Annotated in this window: 26 protein-coding genes; 15 read left to right on the top strand and 11 right to left on the bottom strand. The window is 70.8% G+C overall.

Annotation, left to right across the window (positions count from 1 at the left end; all coding sequences use genetic code 11):
• The first annotated feature begins 52 nt into the window (after window positions 1-52).
• The 4 genes from ACIOSY_RS08665 (at window position 53) to ACIOSY_RS08650 (ending at window position 6,829) form a co-directional block, all read left to right on the top strand.
• A complete protein-coding gene (locus ACIOSY_RS08665) occupies window positions 53-4,720 on the top strand; it encodes an ATP-dependent helicase (RefSeq protein ID WP_400852112.1) in 4,668 nt (1,555 codons plus the stop codon).
• A gap of 101 nt (window positions 4,721-4,821) precedes the next feature.
• On the top strand, window positions 4,822-5,580 hold the full coding sequence (locus ACIOSY_RS08660) for an EI24 domain-containing protein (protein WP_400852109.1): 759 nt from the start codon (window positions 4,822-4,824) through the stop codon (window positions 5,578-5,580).
• On the top strand, window positions 5,567-6,340 hold the full coding sequence (locus tag ACIOSY_RS08655) for a DNA-formamidopyrimidine glycosylase family protein (RefSeq protein WP_400852106.1): 774 nt from the start codon (window positions 5,567-5,569) through the stop codon (window positions 6,338-6,340). Before ACIOSY_RS08660 ends, ACIOSY_RS08655 begins: the two co-directional genes overlap by 14 nt.
• Before the next feature lie 81 nt (window positions 6,341-6,421).
• Window positions 6,422-6,829, top strand: a complete 408-nt coding sequence (locus ACIOSY_RS08650) for a DapH/DapD/GlmU-related protein (protein ID WP_400852103.1) — start codon at window positions 6,422-6,424, stop codon at window positions 6,827-6,829.
• 28 nt (window positions 6,830-6,857) lie between these two features.
• Here ACIOSY_RS08650 and ACIOSY_RS08645 read toward each other — a convergent pair whose 3' ends face one another.
• Both ACIOSY_RS08645 and ACIOSY_RS08640 read right to left on the bottom strand, forming a co-directional pair.
• A complete protein-coding gene (locus ACIOSY_RS08645) occupies window positions 6,858-7,517 on the bottom strand; it encodes a LuxR C-terminal-related transcriptional regulator (RefSeq protein ID WP_400852100.1) in 660 nt (219 codons plus the stop codon).
• Window positions 7,510-8,742, bottom strand: coding sequence for a PspC domain-containing protein (locus ACIOSY_RS08640; protein ID WP_400852097.1), 1,233 nt, complete (start codon window positions 8,740-8,742; stop codon window positions 7,510-7,512). Before ACIOSY_RS08640 ends, ACIOSY_RS08645 begins: the two co-directional genes overlap by 8 nt.
• A gap of 113 nt (window positions 8,743-8,855) precedes the next feature.
• On the opposite strand from ACIOSY_RS08640, the gene ACIOSY_RS08635 reads away from it, so the two are divergent.
• Together ACIOSY_RS08635 and ACIOSY_RS08630 are read left to right on the top strand one after the other, a co-directional pair.
• On the top strand, window positions 8,856-10,496 hold the full coding sequence (locus ACIOSY_RS08635) for a PspC domain-containing protein (RefSeq protein ID WP_400852094.1): 1,641 nt from the start codon (window positions 8,856-8,858) through the stop codon (window positions 10,494-10,496).
• Complete coding sequence (locus tag ACIOSY_RS08630) at window positions 10,493-10,879, top strand: hypothetical protein (protein ID WP_400852091.1); 387 nt, start codon at window positions 10,493-10,495, stop codon at window positions 10,877-10,879. The genes ACIOSY_RS08635 and ACIOSY_RS08630 overlap by 4 nt, the downstream gene beginning before the upstream one ends.
• A gap of 21 nt (window positions 10,880-10,900) precedes the next feature.
• Here ACIOSY_RS08630 and ACIOSY_RS08625 read toward each other — a convergent pair whose 3' ends face one another.
• Window positions 10,901-11,524, bottom strand: coding sequence for a hypothetical protein (locus tag ACIOSY_RS08625; RefSeq protein ID WP_400852088.1), 624 nt, complete (start codon window positions 11,522-11,524; stop codon window positions 10,901-10,903).
• A gap of 98 nt (window positions 11,525-11,622) precedes the next feature.
• On the opposite strand from ACIOSY_RS08625, the gene ACIOSY_RS08620 reads away from it, so the two are divergent.
• Entirely contained in the window at window positions 11,623-12,375 is a 753-nt protein-coding gene (locus ACIOSY_RS08620) for a LysR family substrate-binding domain-containing protein (RefSeq protein ID WP_400852085.1), read from the top strand.
• A gap of 111 nt (window positions 12,376-12,486) precedes the next feature.
• Window positions 12,487-13,203, top strand: coding sequence for a GMP synthase (locus ACIOSY_RS08615; RefSeq protein ID WP_400852082.1), 717 nt, complete (start codon window positions 12,487-12,489; stop codon window positions 13,201-13,203).
• Window positions 13,204-13,221: 18 nt separating this feature from the next.
• On the opposite strand, the gene ACIOSY_RS08610 is transcribed toward ACIOSY_RS08615, so the two are convergent.
• Window positions 13,222-13,692 carry a glutaminase gene (locus ACIOSY_RS08610; protein WP_400852079.1) on the bottom strand — a complete coding sequence of 157 codons (471 nt, stop codon included), beginning with the start codon at window positions 13,690-13,692 and terminating at the stop codon, window positions 13,222-13,224.
• A 97-nt stretch (window positions 13,693-13,789) separates the two neighbouring features.
• On the opposite strand from ACIOSY_RS08610, the gene purU reads away from it, so the two are divergent.
• On the top strand, window positions 13,790-14,641 hold the full coding sequence (gene purU, locus ACIOSY_RS08605) for a formyltetrahydrofolate deformylase (RefSeq protein ID WP_400852076.1): 852 nt from the start codon (window positions 13,790-13,792) through the stop codon (window positions 14,639-14,641).
• 17 nt (window positions 14,642-14,658) lie between these two features.
• Here purU and ACIOSY_RS08600 read toward each other — a convergent pair whose 3' ends face one another.
• Entirely contained in the window at window positions 14,659-15,711 is a 1,053-nt protein-coding gene (locus ACIOSY_RS08600; protein WP_400852073.1) for an NAD(P)H-dependent flavin oxidoreductase, read from the bottom strand.
• Window positions 15,712-15,785: 74 nt separating this feature from the next.
• On the opposite strand from ACIOSY_RS08600, the gene ACIOSY_RS08595 reads away from it, so the two are divergent.
• Both ACIOSY_RS08595 and ACIOSY_RS08590 read left to right on the top strand, forming a co-directional pair.
• Entirely contained in the window at window positions 15,786-16,058 is a 273-nt protein-coding gene (locus tag ACIOSY_RS08595) for a DUF6412 domain-containing protein (RefSeq protein WP_400852070.1), read from the top strand.
• Window positions 16,059-16,121: 63 nt separating this feature from the next.
• On the top strand, window positions 16,122-16,973 hold the full coding sequence (locus tag ACIOSY_RS08590) for a YidC/Oxa1 family membrane protein insertase (RefSeq protein ID WP_400852067.1): 852 nt from the start codon (window positions 16,122-16,124) through the stop codon (window positions 16,971-16,973).
• Here ACIOSY_RS08590 and ACIOSY_RS08585 read toward each other — a convergent pair.
• The 3 genes from ACIOSY_RS08585 to ACIOSY_RS08575 form a co-directional block, all read right to left on the bottom strand.
• Entirely contained in the window at window positions 16,945-17,904 is a 960-nt protein-coding gene (locus ACIOSY_RS08585; RefSeq protein ID WP_400852064.1) for an EamA family transporter, read from the bottom strand. The genes ACIOSY_RS08590 and ACIOSY_RS08585 overlap by 29 nt on opposite strands.
• Before the next feature lie 77 nt (window positions 17,905-17,981).
• The gene (locus ACIOSY_RS08580) at window positions 17,982-18,878 is read right to left on the bottom strand and encodes an SDR family oxidoreductase (RefSeq protein ID WP_400852061.1); all 897 of its coding nucleotides are present in this window, start codon (window positions 18,876-18,878) and stop codon (window positions 17,982-17,984) included.
• Between the two features lie 217 nt (window positions 18,879-19,095).
• A complete protein-coding gene (locus tag ACIOSY_RS08575; protein WP_400852058.1) occupies window positions 19,096-19,443 on the bottom strand; it encodes an ATP-dependent DNA ligase in 348 nt (115 codons plus the stop codon).
• Window positions 19,444-19,623: 180 nt separating this feature from the next.
• Between ACIOSY_RS08575 and ACIOSY_RS08570 the strand changes: the two genes are divergently transcribed.
• From ACIOSY_RS08570 to ACIOSY_RS08560, 3 genes are read left to right on the top strand one after another with little or no spacing between them, the layout of a single operon-like run.
• Entirely contained in the window at window positions 19,624-20,199 is a 576-nt protein-coding gene (locus ACIOSY_RS08570; RefSeq protein ID WP_400852055.1) for an FHA domain-containing protein, read from the top strand.
• The gene (locus ACIOSY_RS08565) at window positions 20,196-20,606 is read left to right on the top strand and encodes a CBS domain-containing protein (protein ID WP_400852052.1); all 411 of its coding nucleotides are present in this window, start codon (window positions 20,196-20,198) and stop codon (window positions 20,604-20,606) included. The genes ACIOSY_RS08570 and ACIOSY_RS08565 overlap by 4 nt, the downstream gene beginning before the upstream one ends.
• 5 nt (window positions 20,607-20,611) lie before the next feature.
• Window positions 20,612-21,112 (top strand): CinA family protein, encoded by a 501-nt coding sequence (locus ACIOSY_RS08560; protein WP_400852638.1) that lies wholly within the window; start codon window positions 20,612-20,614, stop codon window positions 21,110-21,112.
• Between the two features lie 27 nt (window positions 21,113-21,139).
• Here the strand turns inward: ACIOSY_RS08560 and ACIOSY_RS08555 are convergent, their stop codons facing one another.
• Entirely contained in the window at window positions 21,140-22,270 is a 1,131-nt protein-coding gene (locus tag ACIOSY_RS08555; protein WP_400852049.1) for an alcohol dehydrogenase catalytic domain-containing protein, read from the bottom strand.
• A gap of 213 nt (window positions 22,271-22,483) precedes the next feature.
• Between ACIOSY_RS08555 and ACIOSY_RS08550 the strand changes: the two genes are divergently transcribed.
• Entirely contained in the window at window positions 22,484-22,975 is a 492-nt protein-coding gene (locus ACIOSY_RS08550) for a YfbM family protein (RefSeq protein WP_400852046.1), read from the top strand.
• Between the two features lie 58 nt (window positions 22,976-23,033).
• Here the strand turns inward: ACIOSY_RS08550 and ACIOSY_RS08545 are convergent, their stop codons facing one another.
• Both ACIOSY_RS08545 and ACIOSY_RS08540 read right to left on the bottom strand, forming a co-directional pair.
• Window positions 23,034-24,587 (bottom strand): DUF222 domain-containing protein, encoded by a 1,554-nt coding sequence (locus ACIOSY_RS08545; protein ID WP_400852043.1) that lies wholly within the window; start codon window positions 24,585-24,587, stop codon window positions 23,034-23,036.
• A 137-nt stretch (window positions 24,588-24,724) separates the two neighbouring features.
• Window positions 24,725-25,621 carry an EamA family transporter gene (locus ACIOSY_RS08540; protein ID WP_400852040.1) on the bottom strand — a complete coding sequence of 299 codons (897 nt, stop codon included), beginning with the start codon at window positions 25,619-25,621 and terminating at the stop codon, window positions 24,725-24,727.
• Between the last annotated feature and the right edge of the window lie 54 nt (window positions 25,622-25,675).

Raw genomic sequence — 25,675 nt, 5'->3', positions numbered from 1 at the left:
TCGTGAGACCGTCATCGGAGCCGATGTCGGTGGTCTCGACGAAGATGGACGTATGAGTGATGTGCTCGAGCGCTTCACCCCGGCCACGCAAGACTGGTTCCGGGGCGCGTTCCCCGCACCCACCCCGGCGCAGGAGGGCGCGTGGAACGCGGTCTCCGCGGGCAAGAACGCCCTCGTCGTCGCTCCCACCGGTTCCGGCAAGACGCTCTCGGCATTCCTCTATGCGATCGACAGCGTGTTCCGCGAGCGCATGGTCGAGGCGCAGCAGCTGCCCGAGAAGGCACCGACGACGCCTCCGAAGACGACGCCTCCGAAGACGACGCCTCCGAAGAACGATGCTCCGCGCACGCGCATCCTCTATATCTCGCCGTTGAAGGCGCTCGGCGTCGACGTCGAGCGCAACCTGCGGTCGCCTCTCGTGGGCATCGGCCAGTCCGCGCGACGCCTCGGGGTGCCGTCGCCCTCGGTGACGGTCGGCGTGCGGTCGGGCGACACGACGTCGAGCGACCGCCGCAAGCTCGTCTCCGACCCTCCCGACATCCTCATCACGACCCCCGAGTCGCTCTATCTCATGCTCACCAGCCGCGCCGGCGAGACGCTGCGCGGCGTGCACACCGTGATCATCGACGAGGTGCACGCGGTGGCCGCGACCAAGCGCGGCGCCCACCTCGCCGTGAGCCTGGAGCGCCTCGACGCGCTGCGTGCCGGCTACGGCGCCGAGACTCCCGCGCAGCGCATCGGTCTGTCGGCGACCGTGCGGCCGATCGACGAGGTTGCCCGCTTCCTGGGCGGCGCCGCCCCCGTCGAGATCGTGGCGCCGCCGGCATCCAAGACCTTCGAACTCGGCGTGGTAGTGCCGATGGACGACATGACCAATCCGCCGGCACCTCCGGGCGCCCCGGATCCTTCCGACGGCGATGCCGAGTACACCGAGGTGACCGGATCGGTGTGGCCGCATGTCGAAGAGGCGATCGTCGATCGGGTGCTGCAGAACAAGTCGACGATCGTCTTCGCGAACTCGCGTCGGCTGGCCGAGCGGCTCACCGGGCGGCTCAACGAGATCTACTCCGAGCGCATCGGCGCTCCTCTTCCAGACGCGACGGTGCCCGCACAGATGATGGCGCAGGCGGGAGCGACGGCGGGTGCCGACCCCGTGCTCGCGAAGGCGCATCACGGTTCCGTGTCGAAAGAGCAGCGGGCCCAGGTCGAAGAAGAGCTCAAGTCGGGCGTGCTGCGGTGCGTCGTCGCGACGAGCAGCCTCGAACTGGGCATCGACATGGGTGCCGTCGACCTCGTCATCCAGGTCGAGGCCCCGCCGTCGGCCGCCTCCGGGCTGCAGCGCGTGGGTCGTGCCGGGCACCAGGTCGGCGAGATCAGCCGGGCCGCTCTGTTCCCCAAGCACCGCGGCGATGTGCTGCACACGGCGATCGTCACCGAGCGGATGCTGGCGGGCAAGATCGAGGCGATCCAGGTGCCGCGCAACCCGCTCGACATCCTCGCCCAACAGACCGTGGCCGCGAGCGCACTCGGCGCCATCAGCGTCGAGGAGTGGTTCGAGACCGTGCGCCGCTCCGCCCCGTTCCACTCGCTGCCGCGATCGGCCTACGAGGCCACGCTCGACCTGCTCGCCGGGCGCTTCCCGTCCGATGAGTTCGCCGAGCTGCGCCCACGCCTGGTGTGGGATCGCGATGCCGGCACCCTCACCGGTCGCCCCGGCGCGCAGCGCATCGCGGTGACGAGCGGCGGCACGATCCCCGACCGCGGGCTCTTCGGCGTGTTCGTGGCGGGCGAGTCGACGGGTGCGCGCGTCGGCGAGCTCGACGAAGAGATGGTCTACGAGTCGCGAGTGGGCGACGTCTTCACGCTCGGCACCACCAGTTGGCGCATCGCCGAGATCACGCACGACCGCGTGAACGTGATCCCCGCGTACGGGCAACCCGGCAAGGTGCCGTTCTGGCACGGCGACGGCATCGGTCGACCGTTCGAACTCGGCGAGGCGCTGGGCGCCTTCTCGCGCGAGGTCTCGGCGGCGACGCCCGAGAAGGCGGCGCAGCGGCTCATCGACGCCGGGCTCGACGAGCAGGCGCGCGCCAACCTGATGGCCCACCTCACCGAGCAGCGTGAAGCCACCGGCACCCTGCCCACCGATCGCACCCTGACGGTCGAGCGTGGTCGTGACGAGGTCGGCGACTGGCGCGTCATCCTGCACTCCCCCTACGGCATGAAGGTGCACGCCCCGTGGGCACTGGCGATCAACGCCCGTGTGCGCGAGCGTCTCGGTGTCGAAGGGTCGGCGGTGGCGAGCGACGACGGCATCATCGTGCGCATCCCGGATGCCGAGGCCGAACCGCCGGGCGCCGAACTGTTCGTGTTCGACCCCGACGAGCTGGAGCACCTCGTCACCGAAGAGGTGGGCGGCTCCGCGCTGTTCGCCTCCCGGTTCCGCGAGTGTGCCGCCCGCGCGCTGCTCATGCCGCGCACCAACCCGAACCGACGCACCCCGCTCTGGCAGCAGCGGCAGAGGTCGGCGCAGCTGCTCGAGGTCGCCCGACGTCACCCGACGTTCCCGGTGATCCTCGAGACGCTGCGCGAGGTGCTGCAAGACGTCTACGACCTGCCCTCGCTGCGCCGGCTCGCGGTCTCCATCGCCGACCGGCGCATCCGCCTCGTCGAGACGCAGCCCTCGCAGCCCTCCCCGTTCGCCCGCGACCTGCTGTTCGGTTACGTCGGCGCGTTCATGTACGAGGGCGATTCCCCGCTCGCCGAGCGGCGCGCGGCCGCGCTGTCGGTCGATCCGGCGCTGCTCGGCGAACTGCTGGGCACGGTCGAGCTGCGCGAACTGCTCGATCCCGAGGTCATCGCGCAGTTCGAACGCGAAGCACAGCGGCTCGACCCCGAGCGCCGCGCGCGCGGCCTCGAGGGCGTCGCCGACCTGCTCCGGCTCCTCGGACCGCTCGACGCCGCCGAGGTCGCCGAACGACTGCAGCCCGACGACGACGTTCCCGACGCCGATCTCGTGGCCACGGCATCCGCCCATCTCGATGCGCTGGTGCTCGCGCGCCGCGCGATCCCGGTGACCATCGCCGGCACGCCCCGCATCGCTGCGATCGAAGACGCCGGCCGCCTGCGCGACGCCCTCGGCGCCGCGCTTCCCACCGGCATCCCGGTCGCGTTCCTCGAGCCCCTCGCCGATCCGCTCGGAGATCTCGTCGCGCGCTTCGCACGCACGCACGGACCCTTCACGACAGATGCCGTCGCCACGCGCTTCGGGCTCGGCGCCGCCGTCGCCCGGCACACCCTGCAACGGCTCGACACCGCCGGGCGTCTCACCAGCGGCTACTTCCTGCCCGACCCGTCGACCGGGGCGGGCAATCACCCCGGCGGTGACCTCGAATGGTGCGACACCGAGGTGCTGCGGCGGCTGCGCATGCGGTCGCTCGCCGCGATCCGCGGCAGCGTCGAACCGGTCTCGCCCGAGGCGTACGCCCGGTTCCTGCCGGAGTGGCAGCACGTGCAGCGTCCGCTCGAAGGGCTCGACGGGGTGGTCGCGGTCATCGAGCAGTTCGCCGGGGTGCCGATCCCCGCGAGCGCCTGGGAGTCGCTCGTGCTCCCCTCCCGGGTGCGCGATTATACCCCGGGGATGCTCGACGAGCTCACTTCGTCCGGCGAGGTCGTCTGGTCGGGTCACGGCACGCTCCCCGGACGCGACGGCTGGGTGTCGCTGCATCCCGCCGACCTCGCGCCCTTCACGCTGCCCGAGCCGGATGCCGAGATCGGCGCCGACTCCCTCGAGGCCCGCCTCCTCGCCGCGCTGCAACCCGGAGGCGCGTATTTCGCGGCGCAGCTGAAAGAGATGGCATCGGCCGAGAACGAGCAGTCCGTGCTCGAAGCCCTGTGGTCGCTGACCTGGTCGGGGTACGTCACCAATGACACGTTCGCCCCGATCCGATCGCTGCTCGGCGGGGGTTCGCAGGCGCACCGGGTCACGCGTCGGGCACCGCGCACCCGCACCTACCGGGGCATGTCGCTCGCCCGCACCGCTCCGCGACCCACCGCGATCGGCGGACGCTGGTCGCTGCTGCCGACGGCCGAGACCGACGCCGCCCGACGCGCCACCGTCACCGCGGGCCTCCTGCTCGACCGCTACGGCGTCGTCACCCGCGGTGCTGTGCAGGCCGAGGGTGTGCCGGGCGGTTTCGCGCAGGCGTATCGCGTTCTCGCCGGCTTCGAAGAGGCGGGGCACTGCCGCCGCGGCTACGTGATCGAGAAACTGGGGGCGGCGCAGTTCGCCGCATCCGGCACGGTCGATCGCCTGCGCACTTTCGCCGGGCTCGCCGACCCGCCCCCGCTCGCCGCCGTGACTCTCGCGGCGACCGACCCCGCGAACCCCTACGGCGCGGCGCTCGGGTGGCCGAAACGCGACGGCGTCTCGCATCGCCCGGGCCGCAAGGCCGGCGGACTCGTCGTGCTGGTCGACGGCGCCCTCGTGCTCTATCTGGAACGCGGCGGTCGCACCGTCCTCGCCTTCAGCGATGAGCCCGAGCTGCTGAAGGCCGCGGCATCCGACCTGTCGTCGACCGCCCGCGCACGGCGCCTCGACACTCTCACGGTCGAGAAGGTCAACGGCGACGGCGTCTACGGCACCCCGCTCGCCATCGCGCTGCAAGAGGCGGGCTTCGTGGCCACCCCGCGGGGCTACACCCTGCGCAAGGCGGTCTGACCGGATGCCCTCGCACCGCTTGTCCCCCCGCCTGCCCGTCCGCCACCTGGCCGCCCGCCGTCCGCCTGCTCACCTCCTCCCGCTCCCCGTACGCTGAAGCCATGATCCGAGAGTTCAGCGCCGGCGTCCGGCTCCTCTTCCGCGGCTTCGCGCTCTGGCGCACCCGCCCCGGGCTCATGAACCTCGGGCTCATCCCCGCTCTGATCACCCTGCTGGTGCTCGGCATGGCGCTGATCCCGCTCGTGCTCAACATGGGTCCGATCTCGACATGGGCGACGCCGTTCGCCGACGGATGGATCGAGCCCTGGCGCGGGCTGTTCCGCACCGCGATCGGGTTCGTGATCGTCGCCGCCGCTCTCGCGCTCGCGAGTTCGGTTTTCAGCGCTCTCACCCTCACGATCGGCGACCCGTTCTACCAGCGCATCTGGCATGCGGTGGAACTCGATCTCGGCGACGCTCCCCCGGCCGACGGCGGCAGCTTCTGGACGACGCTCGGCGAGGGCATTCGCCTCATCGTGCTCGGCATCCTGATCGCCCTCCTCGTCCTCCTCGCCGGATTCCTGCCGCTCGTCGGTGGATTCGTCGGCCCGGTGCTGGGCGTGGCCCTTTCGGGCCGTCTCCTGGCCCGCGAACTGACCGGTCGCGCGTTCGACGCGCGCGACCTGAGTCCCCTCGACCGCGCCGCCCTGTTCGGGGGCAGCCGGGCACGCGTGCTCGGATTCGGCGTCGCCACCCAGCTGTTCTTCCTGATCCCCGGCGGTGCCGTCGCCGTGATGCCGGCCGCCGTCGCCGGGTCGACCCTGCTCGCACGCAGCATGCAGGAACGTGTTCTGATGCGGACCCCCGATGCCCGAGGGTGACACCGTCTTCCGCACGGCCCGGCGTCTCGACGAGGCGCTGGCCGGGGCGACAGTCACCCGCTTCGACCTGCGGGTTCCCCGCTTCGCCACCGTCGATCTCACCGGTCAGCCGATCCACGGCGCCGCGCCGCGCGGCAAACATCTCCTGCTGCGCATCGGCGACAGCACGCTGCATTCGCACCTGCGCATGGACGGCGCCTGGTTCATCTATCGACCGGGCGAGAAATGGCGGCATCCGGCGTTCAAGGTGCGGGCGATCGTCGGTACCGCGCAGCACGAAGCCGTCGGCGTCGACCTCGCCGAGATCGAGGTCGTTCCCACCCGCGACGAAGACGAACTCGTCGGCTACCTCGGACCCGATCCGCTCGCCGCGGAGTGGGATCCCGCCGAAGCGGTGCGACGACTCGAAGCGGATGCCCGCAGCATCCACGTCGCCCTCCTCGACCAGCGCAACGTCGCCGGCTTCGGCAACGAGTACGCGGCAGAACTCCTGTTCCTGCGCGGAATCCTGCCCACGACACCGACACCGGAGGTCGATGTCGCCGCCCTTCTCGAGCTGGGCACGCGCACGATCCGCGCGAACCGCGACCGCCGCCACCGCACCTTCACCGGCATCGATCGCCCGGGGCAGGGAACCTGGGTCTACGGCCGCGCCGGGCGTCCGTGCCGGCGCTGTGGAACGCTGATCCGACGTGACACGCAGGGCGCGGATCCGACCCGCGAGCGCATCACTTTCTGGTGTCCGTCGTGCCAGCGATGAGGCCCATCCCCGCGCGGGAATGAATCCCGTACCCCCGTGGTTATTGCTATATCCGGGGAACTCCGGAGCACGGGAGGAATCGTGGGTAAGAACTACGTCGACATCGAGAACGACCAGGGCGCGACGCTGCGGTATCGCAAACACGCCAATGGTCGGGGCCTCGTCGCGCACGGCGCGAAGGTCCACCCCAAAGCGCACATCGAGGCAGGTGCGTACATCGAACCCGGTGCGCGCATCGGCGCCGGTGCGACGATCGCACGCGGCGCCTGGATCGAACCGGATGCCGTGATCGGCGACGGCGCGCACATCGATGCCCACGCACACATCGGACAGGGTGCCGCAGTCGGCGACAACGCGCACGTCGGTGTTCGTACGGATGTCGGAGCCGGGGCGCGCATCGTCCGCGGCGCTCGCATCGGCGACGACGAGACCGTCGCCGCGGGCCTCACGGTGTCGACCAACCCCAAGGGGCTCTGGCTCGCAGCCTGATGCGCGCGGGCCGCGCGGCGGGTGAAGGCTAGAGCAGCCGCCGCTCCGTGGCCCAGACCGTGAGTTCGTGGCGCGACGAGAGCTGCAGCTTGCGCAGCACGGCGGAGACATGCGTCTCGACCGTCTTGATCGAGATGAACAGCTCGGCCGCGACCTCTTTGTACGCGTAGCCGCGCGCGATCAGACGCATGACCTCCTGCTCGCGCGTCGACAGCCGGTCGAGCTCGTCGCTCGCGGTCGCGGTCTCCCCCGACACCGCGCCGAACGCATCGAGCACGAATCCGGCGAGGCGGGGCGAGAACACGGCGTCACCGTCGGCCACGGCATGCACGGCGCGGCTCACCTCGGTGCCCGACGACCCCTTGGTGATGTAGCCGCGGGCGCCCGCGCGGATCACCCGTACGACATCGGCGGCGGCATCCGACACGCTCAGCGCGAGGAATCGCGATGACGTGGGCGCGCAGCCTCGGATCACCGATTCCCCGCCCGTCGCATCCTCGCCCGATCCGCCCGGCAGATGTACATCGAGCAGGACGACATCGGGCTGGGTCTCGCGGATCATCGCGATCGCCGAGGGTACGTCGGCCGCTTCGCCGACCACATCGACGCTCGCGTCGAGGTCGGCGCGCAAGCCGGAGCGGAAGATCGAGTGGTCGTCGACGACCACCACGCGGATGCCGTCAGCCACGGGTATCTCCTGTCGTCTCGATGCTCAGCCGCACCTCGGTGCCGTTTCCGTCGCTGCGCACGGCGCCGGTGCCGCCCGCCCGGCGCATGCGGCCGATGATCGACTCCCGCACGCCGAGGCGGTCGCTCGGAACGTCGTCGAGGTCGAAGCCCGGTCCGCGATCGCGGATGAACACGTCGACGCCCGACACCCGACCCTCGATGTACACCGCGATCTCGCCGCCGGCATGGCGAGCAGCATTCAGCATCGCCTCCCGTGCCGCCGCGGCCAGGTCTCCGCTCGCGCGCTCGGTCGACAAGCCCGCCGAGACGACCTCGATGCGCACCGCGTAGTCGAGCTCGAGCGCCCCGGCGAAGTCGCGCAGGTCGGTGGGCAGGTCGCTGTCGGCCGGAGCATCTCCGTCGTACAGCCAGGCGCGCAGCTCGCGCTCCTGGGCGCGGGCCAGACGAGCTGCTTCACTCGACGCCCCGGCCCGGTTCTGGATGAGCGCGAGGGTCTGCAGCACCGAGTCGTGCAGGTGCGCGGCCATCTCGCTGCGCTGCTCCTCACGGATGCGCCGGATGCGCTCGCCCGCGAGTTCTCGCCAACGATGCACGAACGTCGAGGCGGCCACGGCCAGCGCGCCTGCGAGCGGCAGGAGCGCCAGCACGAGCCCCGACGGCCCGGCTCCGAACGACAGCAGCACCGCGAACAGCAGCGCGAGCAGCGCCACCGAGAGGATGCGGATGACGGTCGTATGACGCGGCCCCCGCGCCGTGTCGGTGCGATCGATGAGCGTCGCCCAGAGTCCGGCCTCGGTCGCGCAGACCGCGGTCACGGCGAGCACCAGGGCGCCCGGGCCCTCGAGCGCGATCGTGCCCGTGCCCCACCCGGCGTTGCTCACCACCCACGACCACACGAACAGGGTGCCGATCGCGGCGGGGACGAGCAGGATCCAGGCGACGGGAACCCGGCGCGACGGTGCGACCTCGCCCTCGGCCCACGGCGTGAAGACCCAGCACCAGGCGTAGAGGAGCACGCCCGCGCCCCCGCACAGCGTCAGCACGATGAACAGCGCCCGCACCATCCACACCGGCGCACCGAGATGACGCGCGAGGCCCGCGCTCACGCCGGAGACCAGGCAGTCGCGATCACGGACGATGGCCGGGCGCACCGACGACCCGGCGAGCGCGGCCGCGGGAGCGGGGCGCGCAGGCACGGGAACGGAGGGGGCCGAAGAAGGCATGTCGCCATCCAATCATCCGGTGGCGTGCCGAGGGGACTCCCCCGACGAAGATCAGGGTTCACTCAGGGGATCACCCCATGGCCGCTCCGCCGCGCGGTCGACAGGATCGACATATGACGATTCCGACAGCGCCTCCCTCGGTGCCCCCGACGGCACCTCCGCCTGCCGCAGGTGCGGCGACCACGCCGACGACCGCTTCGCTCCGCGCCGAGCGCTTCTTCCTCTGGGTCGCCGGCCTCGGCGTCGCGCGATCCGACGGCTGGCTCGGCGGGGTGGCGGCCGGCGTCGCCGCTCGCCTGCGCATCGATCCCTTGATCGTGCGGGGCGTTCTCGTGGTGGCCGCACTGTTCGGCCTGCCGGTGATCTTCCTCTACGCGGTCGCCTGGGCCCTGCTCCCCGACTCCGAGGGGCGCGTCCATGCCCGCGACCTGCTGAACCGCGCCTTCGATCCCGTGCAACTCGGCATCCTCGGAACGGCGATCGTGGGTCTGATCCCGACCGCACCGCTGGCAGGTCGTCTGTTCGGCCTCGGCTACGACAGCTGGTCGACGCTGTCGGCGCTGAGCTGGATCGTCGGACTGGTGCTCGCCGGCATCCTGCTCTTCCTGATCGTGCGCGCTGCACGCCGCACCCCGGGCGCCTCCGCGTCGAGGACGACGGTGGCTTCCGTCGACTCCGCCGCCCCGGGCGCGTCCGACACCCTCGGCGGTTCGGGTACCGCCGAGGGTGCGGACGTGAACTCTTCGGATGCCGCGTCCGCCGCGGCTCCGCACGACGCGGTCACCGACCCGAACTCCCTCGATCCGAACTCCCTCGACCCGAACGCCCTCGATCCGAACGCCGCCGACCCGAACGCCGTCGCGCCGCACTCGGCGCCGCCCGCACCGCCCGCCCCCCTCGCCGAGGGGCCGCACACACCGGAAGACCTCGCCGCCTGGCGCGCTCAGCATGCGGCGTGGAAGGAACAGGACCAGGCCTGGCGTCGACAGCAGCAAGACGCAGAGCGGGCCGCCCGCGACCAGTTGCGTCGGGAACGTCAGGAGGTCGCCGCCGCCTTCTCCGCCGAGGCTGCCGAGCGACGGCGCATCCGTCGGGCATCGAACCCTCGGGCGAGCTTCGCCTACGTCGCCTCGGTCATCGGACTCGCACTCGCCCTCGGCGCGTTCGTCGCCCTCGCGGGCGGCACCTCCGCAGGTGCGCTGGGCCTGCTCGTCGCCGCCCTGGTGCTCGCCGTCGGCATGATCATGGCGGGGCTGCTGCGACGTCGCAGCGGGTTCCTCGCCTTCGTCACCGCTCTCGTCCTCGCCGGGGGCGTCACAGCCGGCGGCTTCTCGGCCGTCGACGATCTCACCTTCGGGTGGACCTACCTGTCGAACGATGCGCCCGAGCACGTGCGGCAGCCGTTCGGATCACTCGCGGTCGATATGAGGACCCAGGATGGCTCTCCCCCGCCCTTCGTGATCGAGAAGGGTCAGGGAGACACCTCGATCACGGTGCAACCGGGCGTCGAACTCGACCTGCAGGCGACCGTCGGCTCGGGCACGATCACCTGGGAGCGTCGCGACCAGTCGTCCCAACGACTCATCGATTCGGGCACCTGGTCCGGCACCACCACGCCAGACGGCGGGCGCTCGGTCGCCGAGACCGCCACGGCGGAAGGTACGCCCATCATCACTCGCCAGACCGTCACGCTCACGCAAGACGACGGCGACGTCGAAATCACCATCTACGAAGCACGCGAGGAGCAGGAATGAGCACCGAGCAGAATCCCGCAGCCCTACCGGCAGCCGTCACCTCGACATTGGCCTCGGCACTCGATGAATCCGTCGACCCTGCGGCGACCGGAGCCCCTCTGGTCGCCACCCCTCTGGTCGCCACGCCTCTGGTCGCCACCCCTCCGCGCACACGCTGGGCGGCGGTCATCTGGGGGCTGCTGTTCGCCGCGATCGCCGGCGCCGGGATCTGGCTTCTCACCGACGCGCAACGCCAGTCCGGCATCGCCGACTGGGTGATGGAGCTGACACCATCGACGCTCGGGGGCCTCGCGGTACTGGTGGCAGGAGTACTCGTGCTCGCGACGGGCGCCGTCGGGCTCATCCGCCATGCGCAACGCCGGTACGCCGCCAGCCGCACGTGACAGCACCGACCGGGGCCGCTGTCAGCGAGGCATCGGTCCGGGAGGCACCGGTCCCGGAGGCATCCGTCCCGGAAGCACCGATCCCGGAGGCATCCGTCCCGGAGGCACCCGTCCCGGAGGCACCGGTCCCGGAGGCACCGGTCCCGGAGGCATCCGTCGCGGCGACCGGGGCCCGGAAAGAAACGGTCCCAGGCGATGATCCCCCGCGGCCGGGACGACGTCCTTTCGCGCGTCGCGCAGCGTCTTGATGCTCACGTAGAGCGCAAGGGCAATCGCCACGACCGCGAAGAAGACGGCGAATGTGCGGGATCCGGTGTCGACCCCGGCGACGAAGGCGGTCACGATCGCCGCTACCGCCGCCACGACGCCGACCACCGACGACAGGACGAGAATCGCCTTCGATCCGCGGATGTGCGCAATGCCGGAGAGAGCGATCGCGACGGCGTACGACAGCGCCGCCGAGATCGTCACGAAGGCGGGATAAACGACCACGCTCGGATCCCCCCGCCGACGCTTGCGGGGAATCGTGTACTCGACGTCCGCGAAGAGGTCGCCCCCGGCGAGTCCGAACGCGATCGCCGCGAACAGCAGGAAGACACCGGCCAGGATCAGCAACATGATGCCGAAGCCGACGTAGCGCTTCACAGAGGCCTCCCTTGACGACCACGCCCCAATGAGCGTCCGTGGCCATGTTCGCACCTCCGCGCAGTATCGGGCGAGAGGCGAGCGATACTCTGGATCCCATGGCTACCCCCGGGCGACGACCACAGCGACGTGCCAGCGCGGGCGGGCCCGTGCGCCGGAACACATCGGCCGCCGGCAAGAAGACCGGCCAGAACAAGACCGGCCAGGGCAAGAAGAAGAACGCGGCACCCGTCGTCTTCGATGCGGCGACTCCCGAATCCGATGAGCCGCGCACCTTCCGGCTCGGTGTGGTCGCCGGCGCGACGCCCGGACGATGGATCGATGCCTGGAAGCAGCGGATGCCGAAGGTTCCGCTCGAGATCATCCCCGTCGACGTCACCGACCAGAGCAGCGCTCTCGACGGGGTCGACGCTGCGCTCGTCCGCCTGCCGCTCGATGATTCCGCGCTCCACGTCATCCCCCTCTACGACGAGGTGCCCGTGGTCGTCGCGGCGATCGACTCCCCCCTCCTCGCGGTCGAAGAGCTCAAGATCGACGACCTCGCCGGCGAGGTCGTGCTGTCCCTCACCGACGGCGCCCTCCCCGCTTTCGATCTCCCCGGCACGGTCGCGGCGACGATCAAGCCCCTGTCGACCGCCGACGCCATCCAGACCGCGGCATCCGGTGTCGGCATCGTCATCGTCCCGATGTCCCTCGCCCGTGCGCACCACCGCAAAGACGCCGACTACCGCCCGCTGACCGACGGCCCGACCTCGACGGTCGCCCTCGTCTGGCCGCGCGAGCGCACCACACCCGACATCGAGACGTTCGTCGGCATCGTGCGCGGTCGCACCGCCAACTCCTCACGCTGACCTCTCGGCCGGCCGCGACGTCACCGACGGGCCGCACAGACCCCCCACCCAAACCACCCCACCCAAACCACCCCGCACAGAGCACCCCCGCGTTCTCGTTAGAATTTCCTGATGTCCTCGCTTCTCTACGTCTGCGTGCGGCCCGAGGTGGGGGCGGCGGATGCCGAGCACGCCTCGTTCCGCCGGGCGCTCGGCGTCGACGTCGTGGACCGCCTCGATCTGCTCGACGAGCCGCTCGACCCCGCACGCCTCGCCGGCTACCGGGGCGTGGTCGTGGGCGGCTCGCCGTTCAACGTGACCGACACCGAGAAGTCCCCCGCGCAGTTGCGTGTCGAGGCCGACCTCGAGTACCTCGCGCACCGCGCGATCGATGCCCGCATCGCCGTGTTCTTCACCTGCTTCAGCATCGGCGTCGTCACACGCATGCTGGGCGGCGCGGTCACCACCCAGACGCCGGAGTCCGCGAGCGCGACGGTGATCCGCACGACCGAGGCCGGAGCATCCGACCCGATCTTCGGCCCGAGCGCTCCCGCGCTCACCGTCTTCACCGCCCATAAGGAGAGCGCGCTCGCCCTTCCGACCGGCGCGACACTGCTGGCCACGAACGATGTCTGCCCGGTGCAGGCGTACCGCGTCGGCACGCACCTGTACACGGCGCAGTTCCACCCCGAGCCCACGCCGCGGGACTTCGCCGACCGCATGACGTTCTACCGCACGACCGGCTACTTCGATCCGGAAGAGTTCGACCTCGTGCAGGGGCAGGTGCTGTCGGCATCCGTCACCGAGGGTGCGGCGCTGCTGCACCGCTTCGCCGAGAACTTCGGCTGAGCGACAGTTCCGGCCCGCTCAGGCCGACAGCCCGCGCAGCAGATCAACCCGCTCGCGCAGGTATGCCTCCAACGGCATGTAGCCTCCGGCGGCACTCCATCGCACCGAGGGGACACCGTCGATCAGCGCCAGCGGACCGGATGCTCCGCCCGCATCGACCGCCCGCACGTCGATCTCGCTCCAGCCGACGTGCGCGACTTCGCCCTCGCCGAATCCGCCGCGCAGAGCCTCTTCGCGCCGGGTCGCCCGTTCGCGGGCGGATTCTGCGGTGTACCCGCGTCGCCCGGGGTCGGCGGCGCGCAGAACTTCGGCCGTCGCCAGCGCATGCGTCTCGGTGAGCAGCAGCACACCCAGGTGCCAGGCTTCGCCCACGCGCACGATGCGGCGCCCGCGCCAGCGCGAGTCGCGCTCTTCTCCGAGTCCCTCCTTCGGGGCCCCGGCGAGGTCGCTGACCGCCCGGTTCAGGAGATCCGCCGCCGTCGTCTGCATCCCTCCAGGCTATCGACCCGCAGCAGACCGGGCGCGGGCGATTCGCCGCCGGGGCCGGTCGCACGGCAGAATCGATGCACACCCCCGAGGAGACTCCATGTCACAGCCCGATACCGCTCGCCTTCTGATCGCGTGCGACGACCAGCCCGGCATCGTCGCGGCGGTCGCGAACGTGCTGGCCGAGCACGGTGCGAACATCATCTCCCTCGATCAGCACTCGACGGATGCCGAGGGCGGGCGCTTCTTCCAGCGCACCGTCATCCACCTCGAGGGCCTGGCCGCGGCACGCCCCGCGCTGGAGGCGAGCATCGCCGCCGTCGCCGAACGCTTCTCGATGGAGTGGTCGCTGCACGACGTGGCCCGCCGCAAGCGGGTGGCGATCTTCGTCTCGAAGTACGACCACTGCCTGATGGAGCTGCTGTGGCGCACACAGCGCGGACAGCTCGAGATCGACATCACGATGGTCATCTCCAACCACCCCGATCTCGCCGAGTCGGTGCGATCGTTCGGCGTGCCGTTCGTGCACATCCCCTCCGGCGACAAGGCGACGATGGAGGCCCGCCAGCTCGACCTGCTGCAGGGCAACGTCGACCTGGTCGTGCTCGCGCGCTACATGCAGATCCTCACCGACGACTTCATCGGCCGCCTCGGCGCCCCGGTCATCAACATCCACCACTCGTTCCTGCCCGCGTTCATCGGGGCGAACCCCTACGCCCGCGCGAAGGACCGCGGCGTGAAGCTGATCGGCGCGACCGCGCACTATGCGACGGCCGACCTCGACGAGGGACCGATCATCGAGCAGGACGTCACGCGCGTCACGCACGGCGAGTCCGCGGCCGACCTGCAGAGCCGCGGCGCCGACGTCGAACGCCTGGTGCTGGCGCGGGCGGTGAAGTGGCATGCCGAAGACCGCGTCATCGTGCACGGGCGCTCGACGGTGATCCTCTGACGACGGTGATCCTCTAGTCAGGCAGCGGGCGCCCCGGGCACTCCGGCCGCCAGTTCGGCGAACACCTCGGCCGCGGTGTCGTACCGCGCGAGCGGAGCGGCCTGCCCCATCCACAGCGACTGCAACGCGCCGAGATCCTGCTCACCGGCAGGAGTGCGGAACTTCCCCGTGAGCCAGTTCTGCATCGGGAACGGGGCGATGGTGCCGCTGGCCTCGATGGCCCGCACGGCGCGGTTGCGGGCGCCGCGCGCGAGCCTGCCGCTCATGGCCCGGGTCAGCACCGTCTCGTCGGCGGCGGTGGTGCGGATCGCCTCCCGGTGCGCCGATGTCGCGGCCGACTCGGTCGTAGCGAGGAACGCGGTACCGACCTGCACGCCCGAGGCTCCCAGTGCGAAGGCGGCTGCGACTCCACGGCGGTCGGCGATGCCCCCGGCGGCGATCACCGGTACCGACACCGCGTCGACGACCTGCGGGATCAGCGCGAAGGTTCCCACGAGCGAGTCCTCGGCGGGTCGCAGGAACGACACCCGGTGCCCCGCGGCCTCCATCCCGGTCGCGACGATCGCGTCGACGCCGCCCTCGGCGAGCGCGACGGCCTCGGCGACAGTGGTGGCGGTGCCCACCACGCGGATGCCCCGGCGATGCGCCTCGTCGATCACCGCGGCGCTCGGCACGCCGAACACGACGCTGAGCACGGCGGGCGCGACCTCCCACACCGCATCGAGCTGCTCGTCGAGCGGCGGGATGTAGCGGTCGGGGCGGGCGGGCATCTCGACGCCGACCGCCCCGTAGAAGGGCGCGAGCGCCTGCGCGAAGATCATGTGCTGCGCGTTCGGCTCGACCTCGTCGCCCGTCGGCAGCCAGATGTTGAGGGCGAACGGCTGCGAGGTGGCGGCATGCAGCTGCGCGCCGACCGCGCGGATGCGCTCGGCGTCGTAGCCGTACAGGCCGAACGACCCGAGGCCCCCGGCCTCGCTCACCGCGGCCGCGAGAGCAACGAATGACAGGCCGCCGAACGGCCCCTGCACGATCGGATGCTCGACACCGAGAAGGCCACGCAGTTCACTCATCCTCCGACCCTACGCGCGCCCGCGGCCCTGGGCTCCGGTGGTAATCTCGGCAGAAGACCGAGAGGAACGGTGCGATGGGCGAGTGGTTCGGGCAGGTGCTGAGCGTGATGCTCGCCGCGCTCGGACTCGTCTCGGTGCCGGATGCCGCGGCCCTCGGTCTCGCGATCGCCCTCGTCGCGGTCGCCACGCTGGTCGTCGCCGTGGTTCTCAGCGTGCGACCGCTGGCCGATGCCGGTTCCCCGCATCCGTTGCGGGCCATCGATGCGTCTGCACTGCTCGCGCAGAGCGATCCGGATGCGGCGGGTCACCCGCGTCCGCGAGCGCCGGGAGTCGCGATCCCCGCGTAGTCCGTCCGAGTACGGGACTGCGCGGCTTTCGCCGACCCTTCCCGACCTCTTGAACGGACCCTCATGGACATCTTCGCCTTCCCACCCCTCGCCGCACTCCTCGACGCCGCCTACGGCGCCCTCGCCGGACTCTCCACCCTGCTCGACCCCCTCGCCGGGGCATCCGCCGCCGCCCTCGCGGTGGTGCTGGTCACCCTGCTCGTGCGCTCCCTGCTCATCCCCGTCGGCTTCTCGCAGGCCAAGGCCGAGCAGACCAGAGCGCGACTCGCCCCGAAGCTGCGCGAACTGCAGCGCCGGTACAAGAAGAACCCCGAGAAGCTGCAGCGCGAGATGCTCGCGCTGTACCGCGACGAGAACACGTCGCCGTTCGCGGGCATGCTGCCGGTGCTCGCGCAGGCGCCGGTCGTCGGCCTGCTCTACACGCTGTTCATCCGCCCGGAGATCGCCGGTCATCCCAACGACCTGCTGACGCACGACCTGTTCGGGGCGCCGTTGGGCACCAGCCTGGTCTCGGCGGTGTTCGGCGGCACCGCGACGGCATCGACGTGGTGGGTGTTCGGCGCCCTGCTGCTCGTGATCATCGTCACGGCCGAGGTCACCCGGCGGGTCTTCCGCCCTGCTCCGGTCGAGGGCGACTCCCCCCTGAACTCCGCGGGCATGCAGCGGGCGTTCGGGGTACTGCACTACCTGACCGCGGTGTTCGCGGTGTTCGTGCCGCTGGCCGCCGCGCTGTATCTGACGGTCACGGTCGTCTGGACGCTCGTGCAGCGGGTGCTGCTGCGCCGCCGTTACCCGCTGCCCGCGCCGACGGGTGCGGCAGTGACGGCGACGAAGAGCCCCGCCACGACGACGACGCCCGCGGCGAAGCCCTCGAAGAAGGGCGCGGTCAGTCCGGCAGCGGGATCGGCCCGGTGAACACGCCGTCGGGTTCGTCGCGCCGGTCGTCGCGCTCGCGCCGGCTGTCGCGCTCGTTGTCACGGCGCCGCTGACGGCGGATGCCGAGGGTCGTTCCGACGCTGGCGGTGACGACCAGGGCGATCGCGAGCATGCGCAGCGGCGTCGCGTTCTGGCCGAGCACGAGCCAACCCGCGAGCGTCGCGAACGCGGGCTCGAGGCTGAGCAGCACCCCGAAGACGCGCTGCGGCAAGCGCCGGAGGGCCGCCAGTTCGAAGCTGTAGGGGATCACCGACGACAGCACGGCGGTGATCCCCGCGAGCAGTAGCAGCTGCGGATCAGCGGCGACGACCGTGGCGGTCGGGATGCCGACGGGCAGCAGCAGCACGGCGGCGACGACGAGACCCATGGCCAGGCCGCCGCTGCCGGGGATCATCGCCCCGACGCGCGCACTGGTGCGGATGTACATGGCCCAGAACCCGGCCGCGATCAGGATGAACACGACGCCGAGCGGATCGAGCGGCTCGGAGCCGACGATGCCGTCGACGAACAGCAGCGCCATGCCGAGCACGGCGACGCCCACCCACACGGCATCGGAGAGGCGCCGGGTGAGGATCGCGGCGAGCACGAGCGGACCGAGGAACTCGATCGCGACGGCCGGGCCCAACGGGATGCGGTCGATCGCGGCGTAGAAGAACCCGTTCATCGCCGCCAGCGAGAGCCCGAACAGGAGGGCGGCCACCCATTGCTCGCGCGTCCATCGCCGCGGACGCGGACGTACGATCACGACGAGCAGCAGGGCGGCGATGGCGACGCGCAGCGATGTCACACCCCACGGCCCGAGCACCGGGAACAGCTGCGCCGCGACGGCCGCGCCGAAGGGCAACGACAGGCACGAGCCGATGACGAGGGCGACGCCCACGAGGGGCCGGGACGACGCGGATTGCTGCACGTCATCCAGCGTGGGGCATCAGCACCTGCCGCGTCCACTCGGCGCGCACCGCGCGTCGCCCTGCGTCGTTCCCCGGCTCAGAGGTGCTTGCCCCCGGTGACCGCGAGAACGGTGCCCGAGGTGTACGACGACTCGTCCGAGGCGAGGTACACGTAGGCACCGGCGAGCTCCGCCGGCTGCCCGGCGCGCTCCAGCGGGGTGTCCTGCCCGAAGGTCGCGAGCCGCTCCGCATCCCACCCCGTGGCGGGGATCAGCGGCGTCCAGATGGGACCGGGGGCGACGGCGTTCACACGGATGCCACGAGCTCCGGCCTCTTCGGCGAGCGCCTGCACGAAAGCCACCTGCGCAGCCTTCGTCATCGCGTAGTCGATGAGCCCCGGCGACGGGTTGTACGCCTGGACGGATGCGGTGACGATGATGCTCGCACCGGGTTCCAGGTCGGGGTACGCGGCGCGCGCCGTGTACAGCATCCCGTCGAGGTTCGTCTCGAAGACCCGCTTGAACCGCTCGGTGCTGAGGGCGTCGAAGCTCTCGATGTCATGCTGATACGCGGCGTTGAGCACGAGGATGTCGAGTCCGCCGAGCGTGCGCCGGGTCTCGGCGACGATGGCCGTCGCGAACTCCTCGTTGCGCAGATCGCCCGCGAGGCTCAGGCCCTGCCGTCCCGCCTCGCGGACGAGGGAGATCGTGTCATCGGCATCCGCCTGTTCCTCCGGCAGGTGCGCGATCGCGACGTCGGCGCCCTCGCGGGCGAAGGCGATCGCCGCCGCACGCCCGATGCCGGAGTCGCCCCCGGTGATCAGCGCGCGGCGCCCCTCGAGTCGGCCGTGGCCGACATAGCTCTCCTCGCCGTGGTCGGGCGTGGGCGTCGTGCGGTCGGTGAGCCCGGGCTGGTCCTGCTGCTGGTCGGGGAAGCCCTCGTCGCGGTGCGCGTGACGGGGATCGGTCGTGGGGTCGCTGGTGTGGTCGGTCATCTGTCCACCTCTGTCTCGTGTCGCTGTCTCGTACCGCGATCGGATCGCGCTCGTATGGCGAGATGTCGATGGTGCCGCAGGAGACTGCGCTTCCCCAGGGGGTTGACAGGCGGATGCCCGCGTCAGGCCGGTGCGACCGAGACGATCAGTGCGGCCGAGACGGTCAGTGCCGGCGAGACGGTCAGTGCCGGCGAGACGGTCAGTGCCGGCGAGACGGTCAGGCCGGCGCGGAGACCGGCACGTCGGGAACGCCGACCGGGTCGGTGCCCTCGGCCGGCTCGGGTGCGAGGTAGAGACCGCTGGGGGCGTTCGAGGTGAAAGCGAGCGCTTCGATCCACGCGCGGTTGATCGACGGCTGACGGCTGCCGAAGTACTTGAAGACCAGCGAGCTTCCGGGGTGGATCCACACGGTCGTGCGGCCACCGCCGACGCTGGCGTCTTCACGCCAGCTGAACGGGAACGGCTCCCCTCGACGCAGCTTCGCGGTGATGACGAGCTGGAGGTGCGTGAGTGCGCGGTCCTCGATCTCGGTCTTCACTCCACCTTCGTAGATGAACTTGCCCATGCGAGTCTCCCCTCTTTCATCGCCCATGGCGCGATCGGCCCATCACCGTCGCACCCTTCGTATCGTATTCCGTCTTCGGGCGATTCACTACAACGCACGAGAGTGAAGTCAACCCCCTCTGCCGCACGCCCCCGCCGGACCTAGTGTCGGGGATCTGAGCAGCCGAGGAGGCGATGAGGAATGGACGATCAGCAGACCCCGGAGCAGGGATACACCCCCACCACCACCCACGCGGAATGGGGCGCGGGAGAACCGCGTCTGCGCATCAGCCGCGATGACGAGCGCACCGAGTTCCGGCTCGAGGCCGATGTCGTGCGCGTCGGCTCGGCCGAGGGCAATGAACTGCGCCTGAGCGACACCGATCCCGTGCACGCCACGATCACCCACGACGAGCGCGACGAGTACGTTCTCACGCTGCACGGCGAGGGTGAGATGAACGCCAGCTCGGGCGCCGACGGCACCCACCCCGGCGAGAACATGGAGACGCTGCGCACCGGCGCGCACTTCACGGCCGGTCCGTGGACCCTGGTGTTCGCCCGTGAGGAGTTCGCCGATCACGGCCGCCCCTTCGGCGGGCGCAAGGGCGGCGAGTACGACGATCAGGAGCTGCAGCCGCCGCGCCCCGACTACTCCGATGACGCGGCCGGCACCGATGCGGCGCCCGATCCTCACGTCGCGCCCGCACCGTCGGGGCCCGCAGCGGGCACCCCTGGTCCGGACGACTCCGCCCAGGAGGACACCCGGAGCGAGTCATGACGACCGCCGGGGAGATCATGACGCACGACCCCCGGTGCATCGGAGTCAACGACTCCCTGCGCATCGCGGCGTCGCTGATGGCCGACCTCGATATCGGGGTGCTGCCGATCTGCGGCGAGGACAGCAAGCTCAAGGGCATGCTCACCGATCGCGACATCGTGGTCGGAGCGGTCGCTGCGGGCATGGATCTGGAGACGACGCCGGCGAGCAGGCTCGCGCAGGGCAAGCCCGTGACGGTGAAGGCCGACGAGGAGATCAGCGTCGCGCTGGATCGGATGCAGAAGCACAACGTGCGTCGTCTGCCCGTGATGGCCAAGCGCATGCTCGTGGGCATCATCAGTCAGGGCGACATCGTGCGCGCACTGGCTCTGCAGGCCGCGCGTCCCGTGCCCAGCATCTCGCTGTGACGGCGATGAGCGACGGTCTGCAGCGCCTCAGCGAGATCGCCCGCGAACGCGGCCTGCGTCTCAGCGTCGTCGAATCGTTGACGTCGGGACGCCTGGCGAGCGCGGTCGGCGGCGGTGACGATGCGGGAAGCTGGTTCGGTGGCGGCGTGGTCGCCTACCAGTCGGCGGAGAAGGAACGCATCCTCGGCGTCACACCCGGCCTCGATCCGTGCTCCGCGGAGTGCGCGGAGCAACTCGCCGAGGGCGGCCGCCGCCTGTTCGACGCCGACCTCTGCGTCGCCACGACGGGGGTCGGCGGACCGGGCCCCGACGACAACGGCCACCCGCCCGGAACCGTCTATCTGGGCTGGGCGACGGCCGATGGCGTGGGACATCGGATGCTGTCTCTCACCGGAGACCCGATCGAGGTCATGGAGGCGACGGTCGCCGCTGCGGTGCGCATGCTCTCGCTGCATGCCGAAGAAGCGCAGCCCGCGGGGCCGCGCCGCACGAGCGTCAGCGCCTGACGGCATCCGTTCGGCTCGCCCGGGGCGTCACGTCCCGGGCTGGAGTCCGATGCGCAGCGGTGCCCCCGGAGCGGATGCCTCGGCGAGCGCCTCATCGACTGCGGCCAACGGGCGCACGCCGCCCACGGCATCCGCGAACGGATAGGCGCGCCCGCGCCCGGCGAGGAAGCCGACCGCCTCGGCCAGCTCGATGCCGGTGTAGTTGTGCACGCCCGCGACGGTCACGAGTCGCCGTACGATGCTCTCCGCGTCGAGGGGGACACGATCGGCCGGGAACACGCTGCCCACGAGCACGACGATGCCCCCGGTCGCGACGCCGTCGAGAGCATCGGCGACGGCATGGCCGGATGCCTCGATCACGACATCCGGCTCGGATGCGGGGGCGGATGCGGGTGCGGATGCGGGCGCGGGCGCGTCGCCCCTGCCGTGTCCGAGCCAGCGTGCGGCGAGCGCTCGTCGCTGCGGGTTCGGGTCGAGCACCTCGACGTGCGCGCCCTGTTCGGCGGCGATGGCCGCGGCGGAGAGACCGACCAGCCCTGCGCCGTGGACACGAACGCGCGCGCCCTCGAGATCGCGATGACGTGCGGCGCGGGCGACGGCCGCCCAGGCGGTCGCGGTCGCGCACGAGGCCGGCGCGAGCACGGATGCCGGGAGCGTCTCGGGCACCCGCACGATCGCTGTGCCCTGACGCAGCTGCATGTGGCTGCCGAAGGCGCCGGTGAGTTCACCGTGCGCGCCGATGCGGTCGTGACCGTACTTCGTGAGGGTGCGGCACTTCTGCGGCATGCCGCACAGGCAGCGGTCGCAGCTCGCGCACGACACGGTGATCGACCACACGACGCGGTCGCCGATGCGCAGAGCGCTCCCGTCGACGGCGAGCGCTCCCGCGTCACCGATCGCGATGACGCGACCGACGCTCTCATGCCCGAGCACGAGCGGCACCGGAGCCGGACGCCGCCCCTGCACGGTGTGCACGTCGGAGCCGCAGACGGTCGAAAGCTCGATCGCGACAAGCACGTCGCCGTCGGCGAGCGAGACGCCCGGGACGGCGATCATCTCGTGCGCCTGGCCTTCGCCGATGAACACCATCGCCGTGGCGGCAGGGCGCAGCGCGACGTCTCGTCGATGACCGGGCGGGCGGGTCAGCATCGTCCCCATGTCGCTCACATCCTCAGGAGATCGGGATCCCTCGTCGGGATGCTCTTCCACTGACGACTCTGTCAGGCAGCCACGGACGCGATGTTCGCCCGCGCGAGTGTTCAGCGTGTGTTCACCTCGAGTGCATGCCGCCGGACCGAATGCGACGAACCGGTCGTCGGGCGCCGTCCGTCTAGGCTGGGAGCGGTACCGCGACGGACGGGGAGGGTTCGGATGGGTGTGAGTGCGGCGTACATGTTCGTGGATGAGTCGACTCTGGATCGGCTGGTTTCTTTGTCGCCCGAGGTTCTCGTCTCGACGCTGGAGGAGCTCGAATCGTCGGGTGCCCCGACGACGCACATCGAGAAGATGTGGGACGGGCTGCACTTCCTGCTCACCGGCGTCTCGGCGGAGGCACCGCGCGAGGACGATCCGCTGAGTGAAGCCGTCGTCGGCGTGCATGTGTTCGGCGGGGACGACTTCGTCGGATGCACCGAGCACGACGAGCTGCCCGCGATCATCGACGCCCTCGATGCGGTCGATCTGCGAGCGGCGTTGGATCGCGCGGACTTCACGACGTTCACGGATGCCGGCATCTACCCGAATATCTGGGCCGACGATCCGGCACAGCTGCGCACGGAACTCGCGGATGCTTTCGCCGAAGTGCGCGCCGTGCACGAGCGCGCCGTCGAGGCCGGGCAGCACCTGCTGATCAGCATCTACTGACCGGCGCTCACTGACCGACGCGCACCCGCGCCTGCTGACCGGCACTACCGACCAGGACTCACCGACCAGGACTCGCTGACCCGCGCGCACCCGCGGCCGCGTGAGAGTTCCCACGCCTCATCGGTCGGGGTTGTCGCCATTTTCGGTGGGGGTCCCACCAGGCGGGGCCACGCACTTGGGGTATCCCGTTCTGCATGCGGATCTCCCATCCGGAGGTGTCGAGGGTGCGGTGGTGGTGCCAACACAGGGCGACACCGTTGTCGGTGCTGGTGGGTCCGCCGCGGGCGTGCTCCTCGACGTGGTGTATCTCGCACCACGCGGCGGGAACGTGGCACCCGGGGATGAGGCACTCGGCATCGCGGAGGGCGATGGCGCGGCGTTGGTGGGTGGTGAAGATGCGGTCGGTGGTGCCGATGCCGATGATCCCGCCCTCGGGGTCGAACAGCACCCGCTGGACGCTGCCACCGCAGGCGGAGTGCCGGGCGGTGGTGATCGGCACGGGTGTGTCGATTCCCTCTACGTGCGCCCACCCACGGCCGGTCGCATAATCCTCCGCCGTGACCGAGATCACGAGGGTGGGGGCCGCGCCACCGAGGCGGGGCATGTCGTCGTGGCGTGCGGCGATGTTTAGCGCGGCGGCGAGGGCGTCGTGCTGCTTCTGTGGACGGGTGCGCGTATCGATCATCTGCCCGGGGTCACCGCTGGGCAAGAACGCGTGGTCGGCGCGAGACGCGGAAACACTGTCATCGACCGCATCGACCGCATTGCTGGAGCGCTCGGAGGGCACGAATCGAACGCCGGGCAACGGTGGCCCGTCGACTTTGGGGTTGAGGTACGCGTCGCAAATGCGCTGCAGCTGCCCAGCCGCCTCGGGAAGTAGCGCACCGCGGATCGGGATGACCCCGTCCTTCGCACGCCCGAGGGTGATCCCGCGCGCCCGCATCGCCCTCTCCTCCGCCGGTTCCGCACCGTCGGGATCGAGATACGCGACGATCGCCTGCGCGAGGAATCGGAGATCCTCCGGTGTCGCCGGGGGCGCGACACCATCATCCGCATCCGCATCCGCATCCGCATCCGCATCCGCATCATCATCAACGGCGACGCAGCCGCGCGCATACCCGGCCAGTTCCGCATCCGCCCGTAGCCGGTCCGCGGCCACCACCCGTGGCCCCGCCTGGTCGATCGGCCCGGTCGCGGCCAACAACCCCGCCACCCCGATCGCCCCGCCCAGCATCGCTTCCCGCAGCGCGGGCCACCGCGCCGGCAGATGCGCGCCCGACGACAGCTCCACATCGCGGTGCACGATCTTCGCGGCCTTCACGACTCGCGCGGCCCCGGCGGCATCGGTCCGCAGCACGCGTTGGAGGAGTTCGTTCATCGTGCGGCATCCGAATCCTCCCGCGAACGTCACCTCTCCCGCCCCGACCGGACGCGAATCGACGGATGCGACCGTCTCGACGATCACCGCATCGACGCGCCGCTGCACCTCACCCGCGACACGAAGAACCCGCATCGCCTCGGCATCCGAAAACCCCGCCGACGAAGCATCCGCGCGCAGCAGCAGATCGAGGTCGGCGACGATCCGACCCAGCACATCCGCGACGTTCTTCATACCCCGAAGTCAACACGCAACCACCGACATTCCGACCTGCAAACCCCAGGTCAGAAACGATATCCCCACAAACAGTGGACAACCCCGAAACGACCCCCACCCGTGCAGAAACAGTCCAGCCCACGCCGCAAGCCCCCTCACACAGCCAGCAGCACGATCCCGCCCACGACGACCAACGATGCCGCCACCCGCCACCCCGGACGCGATTCCCGCAGCACCACCACCCCGAATAGGCTCACGAGCACCACGCTCACCTCGCGCAACGGCGCGACGAGAGCAACGGGCGCGAGCTGGATCGCCGTGAGCACGAGGATGTACGACAGCGGCGACAGCACCCCGAATGCCAGAATCCTGCGCCATTGGGTGCGCCCGAGCATCCGCACCGCCGCCCAACGATCCGAGGCACCGGCACCGAACCCGACGGCCGCCGAGTAGAACGGCACCTGCAGCAGAGTCGTCCCGACCATGAACGCCACCGGCGACAGACCCCAGGTGCGCACCGCATGGGGGTCCCAGATCGTGTAGATCGCGATCGCGATGCCCGTCAGCACTCCGAAGACCAGTCCGGGGTCGAGACGTCGCCGCGACGAACCGCCCCGCCCCCGATCCACCAACCCGATCGCGACGACACCCGCGATCACCGCGGCGACGCCGATCAGGGCCAGCATCGACGGCCGCTCGCCGAGCAGCAGCACGGCGATCAGCACTGACAGGAACGGCCCCGTGCCACGGGCCGTCGCGTAGACGGTCGAGAGGTTGCCCTCTTGATATCCGCGCTGCAGCACGAACATGTAGACGACGTGCAGCACCGCCGAGACTCCGACCCCGAGCAGGAACGACCCCACGTCCGCCCGGCCCAGCCCCCCCCCCCCCCCCCCGGTGAAGGGAATCACCCCCACCCACACGACCGTGCTGCTCACCGCGCCCCACCACAGGAACGGCATGCCCGCGCGACTGATGCCGTGGGCGATGATGTTCCACCCGGCGTGCGCGAGGGCGGCCCCCATGACGAGGGCGAAGGCGAGAGTGGACATGCGGGAACCCTTCGGTCCGACGCGGGCGCGTCGAACGGGTTCCTCCGGGCTTTT

It is taken from the genome of Microbacterium sp. NPDC087665, assembly GCF_044743285.1.
In the GTDB taxonomy this organism is placed as follows: Bacteria; Actinomycetota; Actinomycetes; order Actinomycetales; family Microbacteriaceae; genus Microbacterium.
This window is presented reverse-complemented; position numbering and strand designations above follow the sequence as displayed.

Coding starts and splice junctions, on each gene's coding strand:
- ACIOSY_RS08660 (WP_400852109.1), top strand. CDS start 4,822: ATGATCCGAGAGTTCAGCGCCGGCGTCCGGCTCCTCTTCCGCGGCTTC.
- ACIOSY_RS08550 (WP_400852046.1), top strand. CDS start 22,484: ATGGGTGTGAGTGCGGCGTACATGTTCGTGGATGAGTCGACTCTGGAT.
- ACIOSY_RS08610 (WP_400852079.1), bottom strand. CDS start 13,692: ATGCAGACGACGGCGGCGGATCTCCTGAACCGGGCGGTCAGCGACCTC.
- ACIOSY_RS08540 (WP_400852040.1), bottom strand. CDS start 25,621: ATGTCCACTCTCGCCTTCGCCCTCGTCATGGGGGCCGCCCTCGCGCAC.
- ACIOSY_RS08545 (WP_400852043.1), bottom strand. CDS start 24,587: ATGAAGAACGTCGCGGATGTGCTGGGTCGGATCGTCGCCGACCTCGAT.
- ACIOSY_RS08575 (WP_400852058.1), bottom strand. CDS start 19,443: ATGGGCAAGTTCATCTACGAAGGTGGAGTGAAGACCGAGATCGAGGAC.
- ACIOSY_RS08570 (WP_400852055.1), top strand. CDS start 19,624: ATGGACGATCAGCAGACCCCGGAGCAGGGATACACCCCCACCACCACC.
- ACIOSY_RS08615 (WP_400852082.1), top strand. CDS start 12,487: ATGTCCTCGCTTCTCTACGTCTGCGTGCGGCCCGAGGTGGGGGCGGCG.
- ACIOSY_RS08580 (WP_400852061.1), bottom strand. CDS start 18,878: ATGACCGACCACACCAGCGACCCCACGACCGATCCCCGTCACGCGCAC.
- ACIOSY_RS08635 (WP_400852094.1), top strand. CDS start 8,856: ATGACGATTCCGACAGCGCCTCCCTCGGTGCCCCCGACGGCACCTCCG.
- ACIOSY_RS08665 (WP_400852112.1), top strand. CDS start 53: ATGAGTGATGTGCTCGAGCGCTTCACCCCGGCCACGCAAGACTGGTTC.
- ACIOSY_RS08620 (WP_400852085.1), top strand. CDS start 11,623: ATGGCTACCCCCGGGCGACGACCACAGCGACGTGCCAGCGCGGGCGGG.
- ACIOSY_RS08630 (WP_400852091.1), top strand. CDS start 10,493: ATGAGCACCGAGCAGAATCCCGCAGCCCTACCGGCAGCCGTCACCTCG.
- ACIOSY_RS08595 (WP_400852070.1), top strand. CDS start 15,786: ATGGGCGAGTGGTTCGGGCAGGTGCTGAGCGTGATGCTCGCCGCGCTC.
- ACIOSY_RS08590 (WP_400852067.1), top strand. CDS start 16,122: ATGGACATCTTCGCCTTCCCACCCCTCGCCGCACTCCTCGACGCCGCC.
- ACIOSY_RS08640 (WP_400852097.1), bottom strand. CDS start 8,742: ATGCCTTCTTCGGCCCCCTCCGTTCCCGTGCCTGCGCGCCCCGCTCCC.
- ACIOSY_RS08555 (WP_400852049.1), bottom strand. CDS start 22,270: ATGGGGACGATGCTGACCCGCCCGCCCGGTCATCGACGAGACGTCGCG.
- ACIOSY_RS08565 (WP_400852052.1), top strand. CDS start 20,196: ATGACGACCGCCGGGGAGATCATGACGCACGACCCCCGGTGCATCGGA.
- ACIOSY_RS08560 (WP_400852638.1), top strand. CDS start 20,612: ATGAGCGACGGTCTGCAGCGCCTCAGCGAGATCGCCCGCGAACGCGGC.
- purU (WP_400852076.1), top strand. CDS start 13,790: ATGTCACAGCCCGATACCGCTCGCCTTCTGATCGCGTGCGACGACCAG.
- ACIOSY_RS08600 (WP_400852073.1), bottom strand. CDS start 15,711: ATGAGTGAACTGCGTGGCCTTCTCGGTGTCGAGCATCCGATCGTGCAG.
- ACIOSY_RS08655 (WP_400852106.1), top strand. CDS start 5,567: ATGCCCGAGGGTGACACCGTCTTCCGCACGGCCCGGCGTCTCGACGAG.